This is a genomic window from Streptomyces sp. NPDC004647, from assembly GCF_040609575.1.
Taxonomy (GTDB): Bacteria; Actinomycetota; Actinomycetes; order Streptomycetales; family Streptomycetaceae; genus Streptomyces.
Map to the genome: position 1 here is coordinate 1 of NZ_JBEXKU010000101.1, position 22665 is coordinate 22665.

The 22665-nt window shown below is 69.7% G+C and carries 24 protein-coding genes and 3 pseudogenes; 21 read left to right on the top strand and 6 right to left on the bottom strand.

The genetic code is table 11. From position 1 onward, the window contains the following. The 20 genes and pseudogenes from ABZW18_RS30065 to ABZW18_RS30160 form a co-directional block, all read left to right on the top strand. Window positions 1-1154 (top strand): PD-(D/E)XK nuclease family protein (locus tag ABZW18_RS30065; protein ID WP_356193543.1); only part of this gene is annotated, 1154 nt, incomplete at its 5' end. Between the two features lie 87 nt (window positions 1155-1241). Continuing rightward, window positions 1242-2192 carry a helix-turn-helix domain-containing protein gene (locus ABZW18_RS30070; RefSeq protein WP_356193545.1) on the top strand — a complete coding sequence of 317 codons (951 nt, stop codon included), beginning with the start codon at window positions 1242-1244 and terminating at the stop codon, window positions 2190-2192. 74 nt (window positions 2193-2266) lie between these two features. Next, a complete protein-coding gene (locus tag ABZW18_RS30075; protein WP_356193547.1) occupies window positions 2267-2545 on the top strand; it encodes a hypothetical protein in 279 nt (92 codons plus the stop codon). 88 nt (window positions 2546-2633) lie between these two features. Further along, window positions 2634-3248 (top strand): hypothetical protein, encoded by a 615-nt coding sequence (locus ABZW18_RS30080; RefSeq protein ID WP_356193548.1) that lies wholly within the window; start codon window positions 2634-2636, stop codon window positions 3246-3248. Window positions 3249-3459: 211 nt separating this feature from the next. Continuing rightward, the gene (locus ABZW18_RS30085; RefSeq protein ID WP_356193550.1) at window positions 3460-4962 is read left to right on the top strand and encodes a DNA cytosine methyltransferase; all 1503 of its coding nucleotides are present in this window, start codon (window positions 3460-3462) and stop codon (window positions 4960-4962) included. A 37-nt stretch (window positions 4963-4999) separates the two neighbouring features. Continuing rightward, window positions 5000-5728 (top strand): hypothetical protein, encoded by a 729-nt coding sequence (locus ABZW18_RS30090; protein WP_356193552.1) that lies wholly within the window; start codon window positions 5000-5002, stop codon window positions 5726-5728. Window positions 5729-5751: 23 nt separating this feature from the next. Further along, a complete protein-coding gene (locus ABZW18_RS30095; RefSeq protein WP_356193554.1) occupies window positions 5752-6192 on the top strand; it encodes a hypothetical protein in 441 nt (146 codons plus the stop codon). Between the two features lie 176 nt (window positions 6193-6368). Further along, a pseudogene (locus ABZW18_RS30100) lies at window positions 6369-6686 on the top strand (HU family DNA-binding protein); the annotation flags it as partial. 80 nt (window positions 6687-6766) lie between these two features. Then, window positions 6767-7297, top strand: coding sequence for a hypothetical protein (locus ABZW18_RS30105; RefSeq protein WP_356193557.1), 531 nt, complete (start codon window positions 6767-6769; stop codon window positions 7295-7297). A gap of 535 nt (window positions 7298-7832) precedes the next feature. After that, entirely contained in the window at window positions 7833-8267 is a 435-nt protein-coding gene (locus ABZW18_RS30110) for a hypothetical protein (RefSeq protein ID WP_356193558.1), read from the top strand. A gap of 70 nt (window positions 8268-8337) precedes the next feature. Continuing rightward, complete coding sequence (locus ABZW18_RS30115; protein WP_356193594.1) at window positions 8338-9123, top strand: phosphoadenosine phosphosulfate reductase family protein; 786 nt, start codon at window positions 8338-8340, stop codon at window positions 9121-9123. Further along, window positions 9120-9746, top strand: a complete 627-nt coding sequence (locus tag ABZW18_RS30120; RefSeq protein ID WP_356193561.1) for a hypothetical protein — start codon at window positions 9120-9122, stop codon at window positions 9744-9746. Before ABZW18_RS30115 ends, ABZW18_RS30120 begins: the two co-directional genes overlap by 4 nt. A gap of 582 nt (window positions 9747-10328) precedes the next feature. Then, window positions 10329-10958 (top strand): hypothetical protein, encoded by a 630-nt coding sequence (locus ABZW18_RS30125; RefSeq protein WP_356193564.1) that lies wholly within the window; start codon window positions 10329-10331, stop codon window positions 10956-10958. A gap of 63 nt (window positions 10959-11021) precedes the next feature. Next, on the top strand, window positions 11022-11321 hold the full coding sequence (locus ABZW18_RS30130) for a hypothetical protein (protein ID WP_356193566.1): 300 nt from the start codon (window positions 11022-11024) through the stop codon (window positions 11319-11321). 83 nt (window positions 11322-11404) lie between these two features. Further along, window positions 11405-12418: an N-6 DNA methylase gene (locus ABZW18_RS30135; RefSeq protein ID WP_356193569.1), complete on the top strand. Its 1014-nt coding sequence runs from the start codon at window positions 11405-11407 to the stop codon at window positions 12416-12418. Beyond that, window positions 12415-12966: a hypothetical protein gene (locus ABZW18_RS30140; RefSeq protein WP_356193571.1), complete on the top strand. Its 552-nt coding sequence runs from the start codon at window positions 12415-12417 to the stop codon at window positions 12964-12966. Before ABZW18_RS30135 ends, ABZW18_RS30140 begins: the two co-directional genes overlap by 4 nt. Further along, window positions 12963-14606 carry a DUF4192 family protein gene (locus ABZW18_RS30145; protein WP_356193573.1) on the top strand — a complete coding sequence of 548 codons (1644 nt, stop codon included), beginning with the start codon at window positions 12963-12965 and terminating at the stop codon, window positions 14604-14606. The genes ABZW18_RS30140 and ABZW18_RS30145 overlap by 4 nt, the downstream gene beginning before the upstream one ends. A 56-nt stretch (window positions 14607-14662) precedes the next feature. Beyond that, complete coding sequence (locus ABZW18_RS30150) at window positions 14663-15247, top strand: DUF6349 family protein (RefSeq protein ID WP_356193576.1); 585 nt, start codon at window positions 14663-14665, stop codon at window positions 15245-15247. A gap of 1180 nt (window positions 15248-16427) precedes the next feature. Next, window positions 16428-16664, top strand: coding sequence for a DUF6186 family protein (locus ABZW18_RS30155; protein WP_356193578.1), 237 nt, complete (start codon window positions 16428-16430; stop codon window positions 16662-16664). A 61-nt stretch (window positions 16665-16725) separates the two neighbouring features. Continuing rightward, the gene (locus ABZW18_RS30160) at window positions 16726-17076 is read left to right on the top strand and encodes a DUF6256 family protein (protein ID WP_356193580.1); all 351 of its coding nucleotides are present in this window, start codon (window positions 16726-16728) and stop codon (window positions 17074-17076) included. A gap of 270 nt (window positions 17077-17346) precedes the next feature. Here the strand turns inward: ABZW18_RS30160 and ABZW18_RS30165 are convergent. From ABZW18_RS30165 to ABZW18_RS30175, 3 genes and pseudogenes are all read right to left on the bottom strand, one after another. After that, window positions 17347-17643, bottom strand: a pseudogene (locus ABZW18_RS30165) (class I SAM-dependent methyltransferase); the annotation flags it as partial. Continuing rightward, window positions 17529-18104: an SRPBCC family protein gene (locus ABZW18_RS30170; RefSeq protein WP_356193583.1), complete on the bottom strand. Its 576-nt coding sequence runs from the start codon at window positions 18102-18104 to the stop codon at window positions 17529-17531. The pseudogene ABZW18_RS30165 and the gene ABZW18_RS30170, both read right to left, overlap by 115 nt. Further along, on the bottom strand, window positions 18101-18337 hold the full coding sequence (locus ABZW18_RS30175) for a DUF427 domain-containing protein (RefSeq protein ID WP_356193585.1): 237 nt from the start codon (window positions 18335-18337) through the stop codon (window positions 18101-18103). The genes ABZW18_RS30170 and ABZW18_RS30175 overlap by 4 nt, the downstream gene beginning before the upstream one ends. 202 nt (window positions 18338-18539) lie before the next feature. Between ABZW18_RS30175 and ABZW18_RS30180 the strand changes: the two genes are divergently transcribed. Beyond that, window positions 18540-18806, top strand: a complete 267-nt coding sequence (locus tag ABZW18_RS30180; protein ID WP_356193588.1) for a hypothetical protein — start codon at window positions 18540-18542, stop codon at window positions 18804-18806. Between the two features lie 116 nt (window positions 18807-18922). Here the strand turns inward: ABZW18_RS30180 and ABZW18_RS30185 are convergent. The 3 genes and pseudogenes from ABZW18_RS30185 to ABZW18_RS30195 all read right to left on the bottom strand — a co-directional run. After that, window positions 18923-19326: pseudogene (locus ABZW18_RS30185) on the bottom strand (transposase); the annotation flags it as partial. 20 nt (window positions 19327-19346) lie between these two features. Beyond that, window positions 19347-19850 carry an ATP-binding protein gene (locus ABZW18_RS30190; RefSeq protein ID WP_356193589.1) on the bottom strand — a complete coding sequence of 168 codons (504 nt, stop codon included), beginning with the start codon at window positions 19848-19850 and terminating at the stop codon, window positions 19347-19349. Between the two features lie 302 nt (window positions 19851-20152). Then, window positions 20153-22474 carry a LuxR C-terminal-related transcriptional regulator gene (locus ABZW18_RS30195; protein ID WP_356193592.1) on the bottom strand — a complete coding sequence of 774 codons (2322 nt, stop codon included), beginning with the start codon at window positions 22472-22474 and terminating at the stop codon, window positions 20153-20155. Window positions 22475-22665 lie beyond the last annotated feature (191 nt).

Consider the following 22665-nt stretch of genomic DNA (forward strand, 5'->3'; position numbering starts at 1 on the left):
CTGCCTCCTTGGAGACCTGTATGACCATCACGGCCGAGCGTCCCGTCAGCCTGTGGCCCGCAGCCCACAAGGTCGACGCGCGCCGACCCCGCTCTCTGCAAACCAAGATCGGAGCATCCGACACCGTCTGCGCCCGCCGCGCCGGATACCTCCTGCACGGCCGAACGCCCACCGACGGCGGCGAGAAGCGCAAGGCGATCCTGGGCACTTGGCTCCACTCTGGCATCCTGGCCGCCGCTCGCGAGGAGTACGGCTGGGTGATCGAGCGGAGCGTCGAGGATCAGACGATCAAGGGCCACATCGACGCCGTCCAGCTCGACAGCCACACCGCCGCACGCCTGCCGAAGCGGCTGCGGCCCCTCCTCCCGGCCGAGGAGACGACCGTGGAGGACGTGAAGACCAAGAGCACCTACCAGTGGGACGGCGTCCTGCGGTACGGGGCCAGTGACGCCGAGATCCGCCAAGTCCTGCTGTATGCAGACCTGTTGCGCAGTGAAGGCTTCGCCGACGTCGAGGGGCAGCGGCAGCTCGCCCGGCTCGGACCGGTCCCCGTCGGACGTATCCGGTTCCGGTTCATCAACCGCGACAACGGCGACGACCATATCCAGGAGATGGCCTTCAGCGCCGAGCGCGCCAGCGGCGCGCGTTGGTGGGTCCAGCAGGTGAGGGCGGCTGCGACGCCGGAGGAGCTGCCACGCACCTTCGAGGGACCGGGCCTGTCGGCCATTTGTGACCACTGCCCGTTCAAGACGGCCTGCTGGGGAACTGCGACGGCCGGGCGCCGGCCGCAGAGCATCCTGGTCCACGACGACGCCGACCGCGCAGCCGCGCTGAAGGAGTACGTCGAGGTCACCGCGGAGATGAAGCCGCTCAAGGAGCGGTTGAAGTTCCTGCGGGCCAAGCTGGACGGCTCCGACGCGGGCGTCTACGGCGACAACGTGCTGACCTGGAGCGGCGGGAACGCGACGAAGGTCGATGACGTGGAGGCCATGGTCGCGCTCTATCAGCGGGCCGGTCTTGAGGTGCCGATGGCGCCGGACGCGTCGGCGATGAGGGCCCAGCTGAAGGCCGCGGGCATACCCGTGCCCGTGCGGCACGACCACGACAGGCGCACGTCGGTGAGTATCAACGTCAGCCTGCGCAAGAAGCCCTGAGCCCGCGAACCGGTAGGGGCAGGGCGGACATTGGCCCTGCCCCTACCCCGGTGCGGCCTGGACCGGACGTGACATGGAGAGGTGCCGGTGAGCATCCAGTTGATGGTGGTGGCGGCCTATCTGCCCAAGGAGGTGATCAACAAGACGCAGAAGTTCGTGCTCATGAAGATCGCGGACTCCGCCGACGACCAGACGCGTCTGGCGCGGCCGGGGCTGGAGCGGATGATGGCCTGGGCCGGCGTGGGTGAGAAGCAGGTCATCGCGGTCGTGACGGAGCTGATCGGGCTCGGCCTGGTCGAGCGGGTGGAAGTCGGGCGCGTCGGCCGCCGTGCCGAGTACCGGGTGTTTCCCGACGGTGTTCCTCCCATCCCCAGCACGGAGGAGCTGATCGAGCGGCGCCGCACCGCGCAGCGTGCCCCGAAGAACCCCCGGCTGGCGCGTCAGATCGAGCGCCGCAGGCGGCCGTCCGCGGCGGCTCGTACCCAAGGCGATGTGACGGCGCGGGAGGAGGCACGCGACGCGTCGCAGGCCACTACCGAGGAGGGAGGGTTCCCCCAGGGGAACCCTGAAGACGGCAAGGGGAGGGTTCCCCCACGGGAACCCAGTGGGTTCCCCCAGGGGAACCAAGAGGGTTCCCCCAGGGGAACCCCTTCTCTTCCTTCTCCTTCCTATCTCCTTCCTTACCCCCCTACCCCTGCGGCTGACGCCGCAGGGGAGCCAGGCGCGGCCGTCGAGGACCAGCAGCCGGGCGGCTGCCCGAAGCACCCGAAGCCAGTCGGCAACTGCCGGGGGTGCGGGACCAACCCGCGTGCCGATCGTGAGCAGGCGCGGCGCGATGCGGTCCACAGCGAGCACGCCTCGCAGCAGCAGTGGCTGCGGGAGTTCTTCGCCGAGCGGGCGCGGCGGGTCGCCCAGTCGGACCCGCAGGCCGAGGAGATGGCGCGCAAGCGGGTGCGGGAGCTGGCCCGCATGGGGCGTGAGCGGTCCAGGTCCCAACGCCGGTCGCCGGTAGGCGATTTCGGTGATCCCCAACATTGACCCCCCGGTGTATGCGAATAAAATATAGGCAACTAGTTCGAAATCCCTTCGAACTCCGACCTCTTGGAGAACCGATGCAGATCCTGACCCTCGGTCCCGTCGGCTACGTCGTCGTGGCCGAAGTCGTCCACGGCCCGGCAGCCGCGCCCATCCTCGGCGACGGGGTGTTCTGCTCCGTCGAGTGCGCCACTCAGGAGGTGCGCGACCTCGCGGTGGAACTCGGCATCCGGGAGCGGGGCGTGAGCTTCCTCGCCCACCACAAGGGTCGCCCTGTCGGCCTCGTCGTCGCCCGACGCGGCCAGATGTGGGCGGTACAGATCCTCTCCTCGCATGAGCTCGCCAGCAACGACTGAAAGCGCGCCCTCAAGGTAGGAGACATTTTTGAAAGACGGGTTCCCGCTCGAGGTGCCCGCCCCGCAACACCCTTCTTGGAGAACAGAAGTGACCATCGCAGCACTGCCCGACCACAACAGCATCACCGACCCTCTGTGGCTCAAGTTGTTCAACGGCTACCGTCACGTCATCGCCCCGCTGCGCCACAACGGCTGGACCACCGACGTCGAGCTGTGCGGGGGCGAGTACCACCTCCGCGCCGACCTCGGCGACGGCACTGAGCTGATCATCGCCGCCACTCACTCGCTGCCTGTCGACTCGGCCGAGGTGGACGGCTGGACGGTGGTGCGTCAGGGCATCGACAACCCCGACGTGCACACCGCCCTGTACGACTCCACCCCGGACGGCGCGCAGTCCCACCACGGCACCAGCCTCATCCCGATGCTCGCCCGCATCGACGAGCTGGACGTGCCCAAGACGGCGCAGCAGCTGATCGTGTCGGCCACGCACACCTCCCCGTACGGCGCGAATCACAACCAGACCGCGGGTATCGAGGCGCCCGGCACCGCCGTGGCCCGCTTCTTCGAGTGGTCGCAGCGCCTGATCACCGCAGAGGGCTACCGCAAGGTGTGGGAGCGCCCGGAGCAGGACGGGCACCCGCTGGCTCTGTTCGAGCGTGTCGGCCACATCACCACCGTCCGCGTTACGCCCTGGCATGAGTAGCCGTCCACGCCGCTGCCCGCTCCCCACCCGGGGCGCGGACCGGTGATCTGGCTGCTGCTCGTGGGCCTTCTGGATCTCGCGGCGTTCATCGCCCTCGGGATCGAGGACAGCCGCCACCACCGCGCGTTACGCGCTTCCGACCAGTCCTGACCGCCACGGCTGCCCGGCCCGAACTGGGCCGGGCAGCCCCTGCCCTTGGAGACCACCCCCGTTGCCCCGCGCGATATCCCTGCTCTGCGGAGCAGGCGGAGACGCCCAAGGTCTGCTGGAGGCCGGTTTTGAGCCGGTCCTCGGCATCAACCACTGGCAGACCGCCATCGACACCTTCGAGATCAACCACCCCACCGCTAAGGCGCGCTGCGCCGATGTCCGCAACTACCCGATGCGGTGGCTGCCGAAGGCCCTGATCCTGTGGGCCTCGGTGATCTGCACCGAGATCAGCCCCGCCGGCGGCCGCAAGCGGCAGCCCGACCCGGCCCAGGAAGCCCTGTTCGAGGAAGAGGAGCAGTGGCGGGAGCTGCCGCAGGAAGCCTTCGAGCAGACCCGCGCGACCGCCTGGTGCGTGCTGCGCGCCGCCGAGGCCAAGCGGTACCCGGCCGTGGTCGTGGAGAACGTCACCGAGTTCATCACCGACTGGATCCTGTTCCCGGAGTGGATCAGGGCCATGCGCAAGCTCGGCTACCGCCACCAGATCGTCTCGGTGTCCTCCGCGCACATCGGCTGCGAGACCAACCCGTATGCGCCCCAGTGGCGCGACAGGATTTACGTGGTTTTCACTCTGACCGGCGTGCGCCGCCCGGACCTTCGCCCGCGCCCGCTCGCCTACTGCAGCGACTGCGGCCAGGACGTGAAGGCCCGGCAGAGCTGGCGCAACGACAAAGTCCGGGTGGGGAAGTACGGCCAGCAGTACGACTACCGGTGCCCCCACACCCGCTGCGGGCACGCGTTGGTCGAGCCGTACGTGCGACCTGCGGCCGACGTGATCATGTGGGACGACATCGGCCAGCGCATCGGCGACCGCACCCGGCCGCTGGTGCCCAACACCATGAAGCGGATCGCGGCCGGGCTGAACAAGTTCCCGCACGAGCCCAGCGTGATCACCCTCACCCACGGCAAGGACGGCACCGACCGGGCGTTCTCTCCCCACGAGCGCCCACTGCCCACCCGCACCGCGAAGCTCGGCGAAGCCCTCCTGGTCCCGGTCGGCGGCTCGTGGAACGACACCCCGGCACCGGTCAGCGCGCCGATGCGCACCCGCACCACCCGCGAGAGCGAAGCCCTGGTCACCGTCGACCCCCCGGCCCCGTTCATCGTGGAGTTCCGCAACCACTGCGACGCCGCACCGGTGGACAACCCGCTCAGCACCATCAGCACCGCCCGCCACCACGGCCTGGTGGTGCCCGACGGCGTGGCCCGCGACCGGGCCCGCAACACCCTGGTCATCCCCTACCGCAAGAGCGCGCCGAAGACCGCGGCCCAGCCCTTGCACACCCTGAGCACTCGCGACTCGGCGGCCGTGGTGCGCACCGTGCCCGCCATCGAGGACTGCTTCTTCCGCATGTTGAAGCCCCGCGAACAGCTGCGCGGCCAACGGTTCCCCGACACCTACGACGTCGCCGGCTCCAAGGCCGCCCAGACCATGCAGGCCGGCAACGCCGTGAGCGTCAACGTCGCCCGCTGGCTCGGCGAACGCCTCAAGCCCGTCCTGGCCTGACCCACCCATGCCTACCGAGAAGAAGGGAATCAGCACCATGAACCCCGCAACAGCGGACCTCCTGACCATCTTCAAGCAGCAGCGCGAGGAGGCCGACGCCCAGCGCACCCGGGCGGAGAAGACGTACGCCCTGGCCGTCCTCGACGAGACGGCCGCACTGATCCGGTCCCTGTGCCCGGAGGCCGTGTACGTCAACTTCGCCTACTACGGCAACACGCGCACCCTCGTCCTGTATGGGGTGCTCGGCGAGCAGTCCAGCCCGCTGGGGACCTGCCCCTGGCTGTGGGAGGAGAGCGACCAGGAACACCCCCTGGCCGAGCACGGCGAGAAGATCGGCCTCGACCTGCAAGAGGGCCTGGCCCCCTACAACTCCCCGGCCTGGGCGCGCATCAGGCGGAACTCGGCCCGCGAGGGCAACGACTGGCTGCTGGAGCTGCCTCCGCCCGACCGCGCCGCGCGTATCGCCGAGCTCGTACGCGAGCACCACCCCGAGGCGACCGCCGTCGTGGTGGACGGCCGCAACGCTGGCGGCCGGATCATCGAGGTCATCGAAGACGTCGCCGAGGACGGCTCGGACAACCGCACCACCCGGCGCCGCTGGAACGAGCGGTGCGACGACCTGCTCACCGCGCTCGTCGCCCAAATGTTCGCGCTGCCCGACCTCGCCGACCGCCACCTGATACCCGTCGGCAGCAACTACGCGCACCCCTACGGCAGCAGCCTCAGCGACCACGTGCGCCGGATGCCGCTGCCGCCGACCGCGTAGCCGCCGTCCACCGGAAGCGTCTGATGAGCGGCACCTGGTGGGTCAGCGAAGCACCGTGCGCCGGGGACCTGCGCTTCACCCCCAACGACGCGACCGCGGACTCGCTCAGGAAGCCGCTGATGCAGACGCTGCTGAAGGTCTGCCAGGACTGCCCGTTCCGCGCGCAGTGCATCGAACTCGTCCTGCCACGCCACAGCATGTTCGACGGCATCTGCGGCGGCCGTCTGTGGTTCAACGGCCAGATCCGCGCCGCGTGCACCACCGCGCACCCCGACGAACTCGAGGAAAGCGGCTCGCACATCACCCACGGCACCGAAGCCGGGGCCCGCGCCCACAACCGGCGCGGGGAGGCGGCCTGCTCCCTGTGCCGGGAGGGCGCGCGGCTCGCCCAGGCCCGCCGACGCGAGGAGAAGCGAGCCCGCGGCTCACCACCTCACCCCCGCCAAAGTAGGAGACATTGTTGAAACAAGCTGACATGTTGTGGGCGTCGCCGCCTGCTCCGCAGGGCGCCTCGCATCCCGAAGAGGACAGCGGCACAGGGCTCAACCCTCTCCCGGCCGCATGGTGCGCTCCCCGGTCTCCCGACACCCCGCGTCGGTCCAAGCCCCCGGTCCAGCACACGAATCGAAAGGAATCCCCCGTGAACAAGGCCCAGCTCGTCGAAGCCATCGCCGACAAGACCGGCGGCAGGAGGCAGGCCGCAACCGCAGTGGACGCCGTCCTTGACGCCATCGTCCGCGCCGTGGTCGCGGGAGACACCGTCTCCATCACCGGCTTCGGCAGCATCGGGCCCGTCGACCGCGACCCCCGGATCGCCCGCAACCCGCAGACCGGCGACCGCGTGACGGTGCCCGCCACCCGCGCCCTGCGCTTCCGGGCCGGAACCCAGTTCAAGGACTACGTCACGGGCCGCAAGCCCCTCCCGGCCTCCGGCAACTCCATCCACAAGGCCCCCAAGACCCCCCGCCCATAACCCTCGTACCTCAGGTGCGCCGGCCCGGCCCGGGCCCGGCTGGCGCACCGCCCGAAGGAACAGCCATGAACCCTGTCGGAACCGAGATAGAAGCCACCGCGAAGTGGCTGGAGGAGCGCGGAGCGTCCGGCGCCGCCACCCAGCTGCGCCGCGTCGCCCGCCAGCGCGACCAGGCACGGCGGGAGCTGGCCGCCGAACGCGAATCCGTCGCAGGCGGCAACGCGCCGTCGAAACAGCCGCACCACACCCAGCAGGAGAGTGCAGACGCCCGCTGTGCCGCGCCGCGTGACCCGGAAGCCGCCCGCGTCATCGCGATGCTGCGCACGGACCTGGCCCGCTTCCAGGCGCTGGCCGAGCGAGCGGGCTGGGTGCCCGATGCCGGTCCGCGACGGTTGTGGCGCTGGCGCGAAGGCTGGTGGGAGCTGGGCTACCGCCGAAAGAACTCGAAGGACGGCTACCACGACACCGGCTGGTATCTGTGGGGCCCGGACGGCAGCTTCGGCGAGTGGATCGCCACGCACAAGGCGGATGCGATGACCGACGCCGACCGGCTCATCACCAAGCACCTGGCCGCCACGGCGGAGGTGAAGCCGTGAGCCGCCAGCTCGAACTGATCACTGCCCGCGACGCGCACGGCCCGGATCCGGTGCCCGACCTCGCCGCAGCCGATTTGATCATCGTGAGCAGCAGTGCCGTTCTGTATCCAGTAACCGTTGTTGCTGAGGCTCGTTGCCACCCATGTGGCGGAGTTGGAACCGAGCGCCCGGTGTTGGCAGCTTCATAGGTACGTCCCGAGCCGTACGGCGGATGCTGTGGCCGAGTTGCTTGAGGAGGTCCTGCCGGGCCGTAGCAGCTCGCACTGGAGAACGCGGCCCTGTCAGGGCGCGATGCCGACGCCGCCAAGGTCCGGACACTCCCACGGCGGCGCCAGCCCTTGCCCTGACCAGCAATCTGAGAGTCATCTCCAAGGCAACTCCCTCCCCTGTTGCATGTGTTACCTCGCAGCTTGCAAGGGTGTCCCAGGGTGCCTGCCCGATCGACTGAAGATAGGAGATATCCATGGGCGCTTCAGAAGTCATCGCACTTGTCGCAGTCGTACTCAGCCCGGTGTCCGCGTTAACGGGAGTATGGATGTCTGCACGGCTCTCGGAGCGAGGGCGACTTAGCGCGCAGCGAGAGCACGCACGCAAGGAGGCTCTGACCGGGCTGGGAACCTTTGCGGCGCTGGTCGTCGACGCAAACCCCGCCCTCATAGCCACGGGTGAGCTGAGGGAGTACGGCTCGCCGAGCGAGGCCGTCACGGGCCTTTACGAGCGGTGGCTCACAGCCCGAGAGCCGCTCATGCTCCTTTGGGTTTCGCATCCCTCTCCTGAAGTGCGGGACCTTGCGTTCTCTGTCCAGGCTCAGCTTGAGCTGGTCCTTCGGAGGACTGCGAAGGCGTTGGAAAGGCAGGCCGAGCTCCCGGGCGCCTCCTACAACAAGGTGCTGGTCGACATGACAGCACTGGGGCAATCGCTCTCTCCGAGAGCCTTGGGGGCGAGGGAGCCAAGGATGACATCTGGATGAGGCAAGAAAGCACCACACAGATGACCAACACTGGTGTTGCAAACCAGTGTGATCACTGTCCATCCATGACCTGCAGTTTCGCCGAGATGTCAGCGACTGTGAGCCGCATCAGGCTGGCGGAAGAAGTGCAGGCAAAGACAGCCAGGCGGCACTCGATGAGACGGTGCGCCTGGCAGACGAGGCCGGCGTGCGCGACCGGATCGTAGTCCTGCATTGCGACCTGGGCCGCACCCCCCGCGGGCACACCGTGGAGTGGCCCGGAACGCTGGAGCTGGCCCGGACTCAAGCCGAACACTACGGCCTGCCCTTCGAGGTGCGGCGCTCGGCGAAGCGGCAGTCCCTGCTGCACCGGATCCGCGCCCGGGGCCGCTTTCCGAACCTCTTCAACCGCTACTGCACAGCTGAGATGAAGCGGAACGTCTCGCGGAAGTTCATCACCGAGCGCGTCGCCCAGCTCGGCGTGACCGGCCGCCCGGCGCGCGTCGTGATGTGCCTGGGGCTGCGGGCCGCCGAGTCCCGCAACCGGGCCGCGAAGCCGCCGATCGAGCGCGACGGCGCCAGCAGCGGACGCCGCACGATCACCCTGTGGTACCCGGTCCTGCGCTGGAGCACCGAGGACGTCTGGGAGCGCATCCGCGAAAGCGGCGTCCCCTACCACTGGGCGTACCGCGAGGGCATGTCCCGCCTTTCGTGCAGCCTGTGCCCACTGGCCTCAGCCTCCGACCTCACCTGCGCCGCAAAGCTGCGCCCGGAGCTGGCCGAGGAGTACGCGGAGTTGGAACGCGATACGGGCAGCCCCTTCCGCCGCGACCTGCCGATGGCCGAGATCATCGAGCGCGCTGGGAAGGCCGCATGACGGCGCTGCTCCAGAGTGCCCCGGTCACGCTGCCCAGTGTCCAGGGGCAGGGGGAGTGGCAGCCGCGCGTCATCGGCCTGGACCTCTCCTTGACCTCCACGGGCGTCGCGGGCACGGACTGGGCGAAGGCTCTGCGGCCGGGCAGGCGCCGCAGCCACGAGCGGATGGACTGGCTGTGCGGGCACATCCGCGTCGGCGTCGAGGACGCCGACCTGGTCGTGGTCGAGGGCGCTGCCTACGCCCAGGGCGGGCAGGCAGGGCACCACGAACTGGCCGGGCTGTGGTGGCTGGTGACCCAGGCCCTGTGGCGCCACCGCATCCCGTACGCCGTGGCCAACCCGCACCACCGCACGATCTACGCCACCGGCCGCGCCAACCCGGCCCAGGACCACCCGCGCAACCAGCGATCCAGGGTGGCCAAAGGGCTGGTGCGCAGCGTGGCCGTGGAGCGGTACGGCGTCGAGTGCGAGGGACCGGGCCGCTACGACCAGGCCGACGCCACGGTGCTGGCGGCGATGGGGCTCGACTGGCTCGGCTACCCGACGGTGCCGGTGCCGGACACCCACCGTCGGGCCCTGGAGGCGGTCCGGTGGCCAGACCTCATCCCGGCCGCCGCGAATTAGTTCGGTGAACTCGGTGGAGTGCATTCAGCGCACCGGCCTTTCTCGAATGAAAAAGCCTCAAAAATGGCCCGTATTCTATTCAACCTGCGGGGGTATGCCACTAAGACATAAGCAATAGTCCTCGCGGGTTGGGCGGAATGCATGTGAGAACTCCTCCGGGCTGTGTGAGTTCTGCGAGTGGCGCCGCGTAACGCACGATGAAGGCCCCTGCGCCCCGGGCGCACAGCCCGGGGGGCATCCGTGTGCCAACGACTCCGGGGGCGGGTGGTGTGGCGCCCCGCGCCCTGCGAATTGAATTCTGAATTCATCGGAATTCAAAAAAGGTAAACCTTGAATTCGCGGTGATTACTATTAAGATATAAGTAACAAGTTCGGAAATGCCGGACGGAAACGGAGGAGGAAATGAAGCCCTGCCCGTGTGAGTGCAACAAGCCCGGCGGTTTCTGCGGCGGCTGCGGACACGCCGGATGCGGCGGACACCGCCGCTAAGCCCCCAGCAAGCACCAGGTTCACACCCGCGCCCCCGGCCCACCGCCGGGGGCGCACCCGTACGCGCAAGCGTGCCCTCTTGGAGAAAACAGCATGAACTACAGCCAAGGAATTCAGGTCCTCTCCGCACAGATCGGCGTGGACCCCTCTCACGTCGCCCGCGCCCTCCGCGTCGCCTCCCAAACCCACGCAGCGATACGCGTCAGCCACTTCAGCCACCTGACCGACGAGCAGTTCAAGCACCTCATCGGCGGCGACCGGTACGTCGTCGCGATCGTCGCCAACTACGCGATGCGCTTCGCCGGACGTATCGAGGACGCCCAGCTCCCGATGGACGTCTACAAGGCCAGCACCGGAGCCACAGCCCACCGGCGCATCATCCGCAAGGGCGTCGGCACGCTGCCCGAGCACCACAACCACCCCCACGTCCAGCAGGCCATCAGCATCCTCCAAGCCGCCGACCTGCCACCCATCCACACCGACGGCACCCACGAACTGCGCCCCGGTTTCCAAGTGATGCCCAGCGGCGAAGACAAGCTGCCCGGCTGGGTTCTCATCGCACCCGACCCCGACGCCGACGACCGAGGCGGCTTCGCCGGCGGCCGACTCGGCTACCTCGCCGTCATGCGCTGGGCCGGATGGGGCGTCATCACCGAACCCCTCCCCGGCGGCCTGTGGGCCGCCTGCCACCCCGACTACCGGAACACCCCCTTCACCTCCTGACCGCACCCCGCCCCCGGCCCGCCCACCAGCGGGCCGGGGACGGCCGAACCAGAAAGCCCACCTGTGAAGTTCCCGGTAGACGACACCACACTCAGCGCCTGGGCCACCCTCCTCGGTCTCACCAAAGAGCAGTCCAACGAAGTCCTGCGCGAGGTCGAGGATGCGCTGCGCCGCGGCTGCGAGTTCCGCCCGCTGGTCGTGCGCCACCTCACCTTCGAGCAGGTCACCGCATACATGGCCGTCGACGAATTCGCCCTCATGTACCTCACCTTCGGCCTCCACCGCGCAGGCCAAGACGAGCTGGCCGACGAGGTGATGGGCCGCGCCCTGGCCCCCGCCACCACCCCGCGCCGTCCCCTCTGATCCCACCCGCCACAGCACCACCTGCCGCCCCGGCCGCGCACCGCGCACCGGGGCGGCCCCATGCGCGCAGAAAGGAAGCCCTCTTGTCTGACGACGACGCCCCGTTCCTGCCAAGAACCGCCCCCGTCACCGCGCGGCCGGTCCCAGCCTGGGCCAAGAAGAAGCCCCCCAAGTCAAAGGCCGCCGCACGCACCAAGGTCACCGCGCGGAAGTACCTCGCACCGCGCGACCCGCACGAGCACGCCCGCAAGATCGCCGAGAACGTCATCGAAGCCTGGTACCAGAACTACGGCGGTAGCAGCATCGACGTCCCCCTCGGCACCGTCGGCGCGCTCGCGCTGCTGCGCAATCCCCCCGGCCTGGCCGACTGGATACTCAACCTCCAGCCGCACGAACTCCCGCAGCTGTTCAAGGAGATCTACCTCGGCTACTGGATCAAGCAGCCCGACCTGATCAACCGCGCCATACGCCTGCACGACTGGGCCTGGAACCCCGACCCCGACACCCAGCAGCTCCGCGCCGTCCACGCCGTCACCAACCGCGCCATCAACACCGGCCTGCTCGACCTCACCGGCCACGACGACCCCTACTGGCGCTCCGAGTCCGACGTCCTCAGCCCCCTGCTCACCGGCCTGCGGCACAAGAGCGACAAGAAGTGGCGCGGCGAGTACCACACCCCGGCGTGCGTCACCGACCTGATGGCCCAAATGGTCGTGGACAAGGACTTCGCCCAGCCGAACATGGCCATCCGCGAACCCGCCGTCGGCTCCGGCGGCATGCTCCGCTCCGTCGCCCAGCGCCTGCGTGAACTCCAGCTCGACCCGCACGACTACACCTGGTACGGCAACGACGTCGACTCCCTCGCCGCAGCCTGCGCCGCCATCAACACGATCATCTGGGACCTCGGCCCACGCGCCCACATCGGCTGCGCAGACTCCCTCGCCCCGGACGACGACTACGCCAAGACCCGCGCCGAAGCCGCCGAAGCCTTCGAACAGCGCGACCGGTACATGGAGACCGCCAGCACCATCGTCGCCTACCACCGCGCCTTCGCCCTGGTCGACCAGCTCACGCCCAGCAAAGAGAACGCCGCGTGACCGAACCCGACACCTTCGACCGACCCGGCACGACCCCCGCACCACGCCGCCGACGCCCGGCCTTCGCCGGGCCCCGTGACGAGATCGACGTGCCACCCCTGGATCAGATCGCCCCCGACCTCGAACCCCCCTGGCACAAGGAGGACACCGACACCCCCGACCGCACCGCCGCTTACCGCCATCCCGACGGCCACCGCATCGGCCTGCGCGTCCAGCCCCGCGGCCTCGCCATCCAGACCTGGATCACCGCAGGCTCCGACCTGCCGCCGATCCCCGACGGCACCGCCATCGAGCAGGCCGAAGCACAGGCCGCCAACGACGCCCGGCTCCAGCCCGGCCGTACCTGGCACACCATCCTCAACACCCGCACCAGCAAGGCCCTAGCCGCCGACCTCGGCGCGCTCGTCCGCGAACGGCTGCTCCCGGCCCTCACGAACAAGCCACGCAGCGTTCCCACCGCGGACCCGAAGCCCGCGACCACGCAGGACCCAGCCGCCGACACCGAACAGCCCGACACCGCACCGCAGAAGGAAGGAACCCAGAAATGAGCACACCCGACAACACCATCCAGGTCACGAGCCTGCCCAACCTCGCCGAGATCCTGCCGTACCTCCTCGACCACTACCCCGACGACAGCATCGCCCTCCACGCCCCCGGCCCGAACTTCCACGACGGGCCGACCATGACGCGCCCCCTGCCCGAGGACCCCGCCGAGTGGCGGACCACAGCCGAGCTCGCCGCCCGCCAATTCGTGGCCTACGCCCACGACAAGGGGCACAACCCCGACCAGGGCGTCATCATCTACCTGTGCCGCGAACCGCGCCCCGGCCAGACCCCCTGGGACACCGCCGCGCTCCTCGCCCCGCTCACCGACTGGCTCACGACCGCACTCATGGAGCACCGCGCCACCGTTCTCCAAACGATCGGGCTCGTCGCGAACCGGTGGTGGGCGTACGAGTGCCACACCGAAGGCTGCTGCGAGGGTGAACCGCTTCCGTTCCCCGACGACCCCACCAGCGTCACCGCGCAGATGACCCGCCTCAGCCGCACCCCCGGCCCCCGCACCCGCGACATCATCAAGGAATTCCGGGCCACGGCCGACCCCGACTTCCTCAAGGACCTCCACACCGCCGCCCTCCGATACAACACGCGGTGCGCAACCAACGCCGGACGCAACGCAACGCTTTCGACGACGTGCGCCCAGATCCACGCGGCCATGAACCGGTTCCGTGACGGGGCGACCGCACTCAACCGCGCCCTGACCACGCAGCTCATTGTCGGCCTGCAAGACGACACGGCCGTAGAGGCCGGCATGGCCCACGCGGAGGACGACGACCTTCCCCACGCCCGACGTCTGTGGGCCTACCTCGCCCGGCACTGCGCCGAACCGTTCACGCATGAGGCCGTTCCCATCCTGACGCTGTTCGCCTTCGTCGCCTGGCGGCAAAGCGACCTCATCGCGGCCCGGCTCGCCCTGCGCGACGCCATCACCACCGATCCCGACTACGAACTGGCCATCGGCATACACCTCAGCACGATCGACGGCGAAGACCCCCGAGAACACCTCACCGCCGCCCGCGAGGGCCAAGCCCAGCGCACGGCGCACCTCCAGCACGCCGTCCAAGTCGCCAGCGAGTACACCCCCACCGACACCAACGTGGCGCGTTACCGCGAAGCCCTCGACGCAGCCACCGCCGACTACTTCACCCAAGTCCGCACCGACGACGGACAGGCCCTCGCCCGCTACGGCACCGTCGACATCATCGACGGAGCCCTGACCGACTTCCGCAACGGGCGACCCCAACTCATGAACGAGATCGCCGCCCGCATCATCCTCGGCCTGCAAGACCGGGAAACGCGGGACGCCGCGCTCTCCACCGACGAGGAGAGCGACCTCGCCTACGAACGGCAGCTCTGGGGCTACCTCGCCCGCCGCTGCGTACCGCCGCACACCGACAAGGCCCCGCCGCCCCTCACCCTCCTCGGCTGGGTCGCCTGGCGACAGGGCGACACCGTCACCGCCAGCCACGCCTTCACGGACGCCCTCGACATCAACCCCGGCTACACACTCGCCAAGTTGCTGCTCGACGGCATCCGCACCGAGTGCGATCCAGCCCCGTTCCTCGCGACGTTCCGCGACGAGGCAGCGCGATTCACTGCGAGCCGACCGGATCTCGACACCCTCTGACCACCACGGTGGCCCCGGCAGACTCGCCGGGGCCACCCCAGCCCGGAGACCACCCCATGACCACCCCTTCTGACGAACCCCGCGGCGCCGTCGCCCGCCACACCGCCTACCTGCCCCAGTTCTGGGACAAGACCAAGGACTCCCGCCCTATCTGGCGCATCAGCTGGGGGCACCCTGGCTTCACCCACCGCACCCCGCCCGAGCCAACGACCGACCACCGGCCCACCGTGATCAAGCGCCGATGGGATCAGCCTGCCCCCGGCCACTCCGACGAGACGTGGCCGTACCTCCACCGCGGTGCCTGCCTCGCCTGCACCTGGGAAGGACCCGACCGGCGACGGGAGAAAGAGGCCGTCGAAGACGCCCACGACCACACCCACCCCCAATGGCGCACCCTGCCGCCGCTCCCCGAACGCCGAGCCCGGCACTGGCTCACCCACGCCACGCGCCTCTACCCCGCGAACTGGTTCGACAACGGAGGACCGATCCGCACCATCCGAACGGGCATCGAGAAGCGGCACCTGCCAGGAGCGGCGCCAGGAGGCGGCTACGACCTCGCGGTAGTGCCACAGAAACGGGAGCGCCGTGCGGCGATCGTCGAGACCCTGCCGCTGGATGGCGAACAGCGGGAGGCGGCCTGATCCACCCCGTTCGGGGCGGCTACGCGCTACGCTGCAACGACACGGCTGACCTGCGAAAAGGCCGTACGGCTCCTCCCTCGGGCGAAGAGGGCGGGGCCCTTTTCATCGGTAAGGCACTCCGCTGCTCGCGACTTCGGAGGAGAAGTCCGCACATGGCGGTGACCTGCGCCATCACACTCCGGGGTTCTCCCGTTGCTCATCGCGTGTCCCGCTGGACGGCCACTCAGTGGCCCCGGGTGGCCCCCAAGTGGCCCCAGTGGCCCGGAAGTGGCCGGAAGGGCGGGGAAAGATCAGGAAAGGGCAGGGCTGGCCCGTACAGAGAAGGGGGCTCTGACCTGCGGAAACGGGAAGGTTGAGGCAAGATCGGGAAGGACGCGGACGATCATGAAAGGACTCATAATCCGTCGGTCGTGGGTTCGAGTCCCACCCGCCCCACCCCGGAACCCCCCTGCAGAAACGTTCTGACCTGTGGGAATGTAACGGATGACGCCGCCGCATGTGCTGTGGCGGCGCCTCCAAAGCCCTCAAACCAAGATCCAGGGGCCCTACAGGGGCCCGGAGGGCGTCGGTCGGGTCCCCGGCGGCCCGGAGCACGCGACCCAGGCGGCTGCGGCCCATGCGCCACGGGCTGACCCTGGTGCGGCTCGTTCCGTCCCGATGAAGACCAGTTCCTGGCCGCGACCGGCGTCCGCAGTGGTGTCACGCGCCCCGGAGGGCTCGAACCGCGCCACCGCGCCCTGAGGATGACCGCTCGCCTCCGCGCCTTCCCTGTAGATGTGCTTGATGAGGGCCAGCTGCTGGACAACAGCCGACGTGAGTGATGGTGCCACTGCACATCCCGGTGAACTGAGGTGCTTGACATTGTGATTGGAGCAGGAGGCCGCGGCACCTGATAAAGGTGCCGCTGTGCCGGATCGGGGTTCGCCGGGCGGGCGGCTGCTACCAACTGTTCGCAAGTCCACCCCAAGGATCCAGTGCCCCGCGCTGCACCTGGTACGCCCAGCCCTTCGGTACGGGGCTCCCCTCCTCCGCCCGTAGAGGGCCCCGTCCGCGACGGGGCTGCGGCCCCGGTCACGGCCCGGCTCGTGAAATCCAGCCTTTCCGGCTCGTCGTGGCGGATGATCGACCAGGCCGTCTGGTGTGGTGACGGCGCGGCCGTATACGAGATCGGGAGGTTGCGGTGGCAGAGCATCCATTGATCGGGTATCTCGTCTGGGCGGTTCTGTTCGGCGCCCTCTTCGCCTGGGAGGGCATCGGTCTCCTCCGAGCCGATGACGGGTTTCCCACGCTCAGTGACGCCGTCGGTGCGGTCGTGCGCTATCCGTTGGGGCGGTGGGCGCTCTTTGCGCTGTGGTTGTGGTTCGGCTGGCACACCTTCGTGCGCGGCTGGCACTTCCTGCTCCAAGATGCGTCGTGACAGCTCATCAGGAGATTGGAAGGCCCCGGCCGTGCTCTCCGTCTCGCTGAATGTTGCACTCATGCTGATCGGCTACCTGCTGGTCATGGGATATCTCGCCCTCGGCCTGCGCATCCTGCGCCGCCGACCGGTGGGGGCGTGGCAGCCGTCCCGACGGCTCAGCCCGGTGGCTATGAGGCGGGGCTGGCCTGGTCTGATCCGACAGGTGGGCGGGAGCGCGGTCGGTGGATACGTGCTGCTGATGGCTGTGGTCGTGGGCTACTACCAGGGTGTGGCACGTGTGGGTGGCCGGTTTCTGGCGAGCGCGTTCACGGGTGCCGCCACGCTGGTGGGGATCACCCTCCCGGTGTTCCTGATCGCGTCATGGCTGGCCGTGCGACGACGGCGGGCGGCAGGAGCGTCGGGCGGGTGATCAGCGGTGGGTGTGGAGTAGGCCTGATTCGGGACGTGTCCATGTGGACGGCTTCCGCCGCGAAGGCCCTACGTTTCGCGGGGTTTTTCCGCGATCAGCAGGGTGTAGCCGAGGGTGCCGTCGGCGACGGCGGTCTGGGCGGCGTGGAGGACGGACGGGGCCGCGTCCAGGGCGGGCATCGGCGGTGCAGGCGATCCGGGCGGAGAGGGTGGTCAGTTCCGGTGGCAGCCGGTCGGGGGTGGCGGTGACGTCGGTGATGCCGAGGCGGCCGCCCGGACGCAGGACGCGGGCGAGTTCGGAAGCGGCCTTCTCCTTCTCCTTGTTGAGGAAGGTGCACAGGGCGCATTCGCAGACCGCGGCGTCGAAGGCGGCGTCCGGGAAGGGCAGGTGCTCGGCGTCTCCGGTGGTGAAGACGTCCGGTCGGCGAGGCCGGTGGCGTCGGCGGTGCGGCACTACTGGTGGGTGGCCCTGCGTTCGGCTTCCGTCTTGACCGAGACGAGCGAGGCCGCGACGGTCGCCTCCCACCGGGCGGCCACCTTCGCACCCCACCAGGTTCCGGCCCGCCACAGATCGGTGGCCAGCTCGCCCTCGTAGACCAGGTGGGTGCCCGCCGCCTGCTCAGTCAGGACGAAGGCTTCGACCACGTGTGGGACCGGGCCGCGCACCAGGCGGAAGTCGACGCGCTCGGGCCGGGTGAAGCGGACCGTCTCCACGGTTACGGCCTTGAACCGGCCGCTTCCCAGCGGCGTGTAATGGGCGGCCAGCACCATGTCGCTGCCGCGCTCAAGGACCTGGACTTTCTCCCGGATGGCTTGTGTCGCCCGCCCCAGATACGGCTGGGCGATCACATCGAACACGAGGTGCCGCGGCGCGGCGATATCGAGCATCTGCGGGCCGAGCGGCCGAAAGCGCCGGCCCAGCCCCACATCGAGTGCCAGCGCCCCGCTGACCAGCCCGGCGTACCCGCCGGCCACGACGGCCGCGGCCCCCGCTGTCCAGGCGGCGGCTCGGGCCAGGTGGCGGGTCACAGCGTCGTCTCCGGCTCGCCCTCGACCGCGATCCCCCGCCAGAACGCGACATGGTTTTTGATCCGGCGGGCCAACGGGCTCGGATGCGGGTAACAGAAGCACAGCGACCACTTCGGGCTCGCCGTGAAGTACTGGCGGCGCAGTGCGCCGGGCGGGAAATAGTGGTTGCCCTCGACGATCACCGTACGGCCCGCTTCCGCGATCATCGTGCCGTTCCATACAGCCCGCAGCATGGCCTTGCTCCTCGTCGCACATGGGATGGAGATCTTCCTCGCTGCCACGCTATGCATGACCCCGCCCCGGTTCGGTGACCGCGCTCACGGTTCTTGGCGCAGGAGGGGATCTACCGTGGCCCCTACGAGGCCACCCCGCAGCGCCGAGAGGAATGATCATGGATCTCGTGGTGCTCGCGGCGACTGCCCGAACGTCGCCACGATGCTTGAGCGCCTGGAGCAGGTGCTGCCCGATGACACCGGCCCGGCAGAGGTGCTCGTGATCACCAACGAGGCTGAGGCGGCCCGGTACGGCATGCACGGATCCCCGACCCTGCTGATCAACGGCACCGATCCCTTCGCCACGCCAGACACCGCCGTCAGCGTCTCGTGCCGGATCTACCGCGCCGCCGACGGCCGCACCACCGGTGCCCCCAGCGTTGAACAGGTCGCAGACGCCCTGACGCGGGCACCCCAGGCCGAGCACTGAAGACGCCTGCCGGAGCAGCGGTTACCGTCGTCACCGTCATCGCGGCCGGAAGCTAAGGACTGGGCGGATCATCACCGGAGCCACAGCCGGATGGCAGCGAGAGTGACCGTGCCGCGCCGGATCTGCCGTCGCCGCAGGTAGTGGCGGTTTCGGCGTGAGCTGTACGCCTGGTCGCCGCACAGGTGGTCCGGACGGTCCGCGGGCGCCCGCCGGCGGGGCGTGGGACGCGGATGCTGTCCAGGACTGGAATTAACTGCGGGGCGTCACCCCACTGTCCGGGCGTGAGCAGGATGGCCAGTGGGCGGCAGCCGCCGTCGCTCGCCAGGTGAATCTTCGTTGTCAGCCCGCCGCGTGACCGGCCGACCGCCTCGTCGGGACGATGACGGTCAGGGCGACGGCGTCGTCCCTGTATCCGGGCCGGCCAGTGGAGGGCCCCTGCGGCATGCTGGTGGGCACGGCACACCGTCGAGTCCACACTCACGACACTCCAGTCGACCCGGCCCTCCGCGTCGGCGAGGACGGGGTGGGCCTTGGGCTGCCCTAGGCCCCCGCGGGGCCGGTGGGGGCGTGCAGCTCGAACCACACGATCTTGCCCACGGGCGTCCGGTCACTGCCCCAGCGGCGGGACAGCACATCGAGCAGTTGCATTCCCCTGCCCCGTTCGTCCTCCTCGCCGGCCCGGCACACGGAGGGCGGGTCGGGTTCGGTGTCCTCGACCTCGCAGCGCAGCACGCCATGCCGCGGGAAGCGCGCGAGGGTGAGCCGGATCGGTCCCCACGCGTGGCGGAGCGCGTTGGTGACCAGTTCGCTGACCAGCAGCTCGGTGTCGTCGATGTGCTTGTGGAGCGCCCAGTCGGCCAGCTGGGCACGGGTCAGACGCCGGGCCTGGGGCACCGAGGACGCATCGGGGGACAGCAGCCAGCAGGCCCTGACCGCGGCGTCGTGCTCCCGAGCGGGGGGCTCGGGCCGCGGCCGCGGCCGCGGGACGCGCGAGGGCGCGGGGACCGTGGCCAGCAGCTCGACGGGGCCCTCGCAGACCGTCACGCGACGGCAGGGGAGACCCCACCCGTACCCGGCGTGGCAGACCAGGAGATGGGTCGTGCCATGACCGGGCGCGTCATGGGGTGGGCACGGTGACTGATGGAGGCACATGGAGGAACCTTCGATCGTCTGCCGCCGCGGCGGAGGTGATGTCGAGGCTGCCAGCGTGTGCCGGTGGAGGGGCACGGCGTGAGGGGAGGTTCCCCCGCACGGGTACCTGATTCCGTATACGGGGGAGGTACGCATCGCCGTGTCCCGCGCGGTCTCCGCGTGTCAGCCCCGGTCTGCCGGGCCCGCGGGGTGACCTACCCGCCGTTCGCCCCCAGGTGCTCGGGGGCCCATGCGGCGATCTGGGTGCGCGAGTGGAACCCGAGCTTGGCGAGGATGTGCTCGACGTGGCCCTCGGCGGTGCGCTGGGCGATGACGAGCCGGGCGGCGATCTCCCGGTTGCTCAGCCCCTGGGAGATCAGCACGGCGATCTCGCGTTCCCGAGGGGTCAGCGCCGTCGGGTCCATCGCCGATTCCGCGGCGGCGGTCGGCCGCTCGCCGAGCGCGAGGGCGACGGCATCGTCGGGCCGCAGCGTCTCACTGCGGCTCATCGCCGCCTGGAACCGCTTGTCCCCGATAGCCGCTCGTGCCTGCGCCTCGCACCGCTCGTGCGCCCCGACGAAGTGCCCGTATCTGGCGGGAGAGGCTCCCACCACCCGCCAGAAGACCCGGGCTGCACCGAGCAGGTCCGCGGCTTGCGCGTGGAGGTCCTGGGCGCCCGCGGTCCAGGCGAGCGCCTCGATACACAGGGCGATGCCCAGCCGGTCGTGGAAGGCGTACCGGAGCCGCGCGCTCTCCCGGAACAGATCGGTCGCCCGGGACAGGTTCCCCTGCCGCAGCATCTCGAGTCCGAGAACCCAGAGCGCGTACGAGGTGGACCAGCTCAGCCCCCGTTCCTGGCAGAACGCGAGGAGCTCCTCACCCAGTTCGGCGGAGCGCGGATCGCCCTGCCACGAGGTGGCCTGGGCCAGCATGTACATGCCCACGACCCAGCCGCTCTCGTTGCCCAGGGCCCGGTGGCGCTCCAGAGCCTCCGAGAACAGCTCGACGGCCCGCGGGATGTCGCCCTGGAACATTGCCGCCTGCCCGGACCACTGGGTCGCCCAAGCGAGGGCCGTTTCATCGCCCAGCTCCAGCGCCAGCCGGCGGCAGTCGGCCAGCAGCGGAAGCGCCTCCTGCACGTGTCCTTGCTGGATGGCGTACCAGGCGCCCGCCCACAGCGCTTTCGCCCTGACCGGGGTGGGCTCCGGATCGCGCGCGAGCGCCTGGCCGAGCCAGTGGCGGGCCTCGGTGAAGGCGCCCGAAGCGAGCCAGTACGGCCACAGCGCGGAACCGATGGCGAGCGCCGGTCGCGCCCCGCCCGGGTCGGTGAGGGAGAACTCCAGCGCCGCCCGCAGGTTGGAGTGCTCCTTGGCGAGGCGGGACAGCCACTCCACCTGACGGGGGTGGTTCCAGGCGGCCTCGGTCTCCTCGGCGAGGTGCAGAAACCAGTCCCGGTGCCGTCGGCGCAGCGCGACCTCCTGGCCGGACGCGGCGAGCAGCTCCCGGCCGTAGTGGCGGATGGTCTCCAGCAGCTGGTACCGCGCCGGTCCACCGTCCTGCATACGCCTGATGATCGACTTGTCGACCAGGCCGGAGATCAGCTCGAGCATCTCCGCACGGTCGATGCCGCCGCCGGCGCACACCTCCTCGGCCGCCTCCAGATCCAGGCCTCCGGAGAAGACCGCCAGCCTGGCCCAGAGCAGCCTCTCCTTGGGGGAGCAGAGTTCGTAGCTCCAGTCGATCGCCGCCCGCAGGGTGCGCTGGCGTGGCGGTACTGCCCGCCATCCGCCCGCGAGCAGACGCAGCTGGTCGTCCAGGCGCTCCAGGATCTGCTCGAGGGCCAGGCAGCGCAGCCACATCGCCGCCAGCTCGATCGCCAGGGGAATCCCGTCGAGCCTGTGGCAGAGCCGGCTTACGGTCTGAGCGTTCTGCTCACTCAGAGTGAAGTCTGGGCGCACGGCGCCGGCGCGTTCCAGAAAGAGCGTCACGGCGTCGTACTGCGCCAGCGACCCGGGCAGCACCCGCGCCTCGGGGTCGGGTACTGGCAGCGGCGGCACCTCCAGGATGGATTCGCCCCGCACCGCCAGCGGCTGGCGGCTGGTGGCGAGGATCCGCAACCCGGGGGCGGCCTGCAGCAGCCGCTCGGCCAGGTTCGCGCACGTGTCCAGCAGGTGCTCGCAGTTGTCCAGCACCAGCAGCAGCTGCCGGTCGGCGAGGAAGTCGCAGAGGGCCTCGACGGCCGGGCGGGACTGCTGGATGATCCCCAGCTCATCACTCACCGTGTTGGCCAGCAGCCGCTCGTCCGTGAGGGCCGCCAGCTCGACCAGCCACACCCCGTCGGGGAAGGCCCGATCCACCTCGGCGGCGATCTTCAGCCCGAGCCGCGTCTTGCCCACCCCGCCGACACCGGTGAGGGTCAGCAGGCGGGTGTTGGACAGCAGCCGCTTGGCCTCCGCGAGTTCCCGGCGGCGGCCGACGAAGCTGGTCGCATCGGCTGGCAGGGTGTTGCCATGCCGCCGCGGCGCCACGAAAGTCATAGTGATTTGACTCTAAATATCAGGCCGTAAAGCCACAACCCGCTGGCGCCGCCCCACCGCCCCCCAGCCCCCACGGATGGCCGTCGCACGGCTATAAAAGAGCGTTTTGTCCCGGCGGAAGTGTTTGGTTCGAGGTTCAGGTGTCGCGCCAGTTCGGGGTGGATTCTCGGGTGAGTCGTCGGCTTATGAGG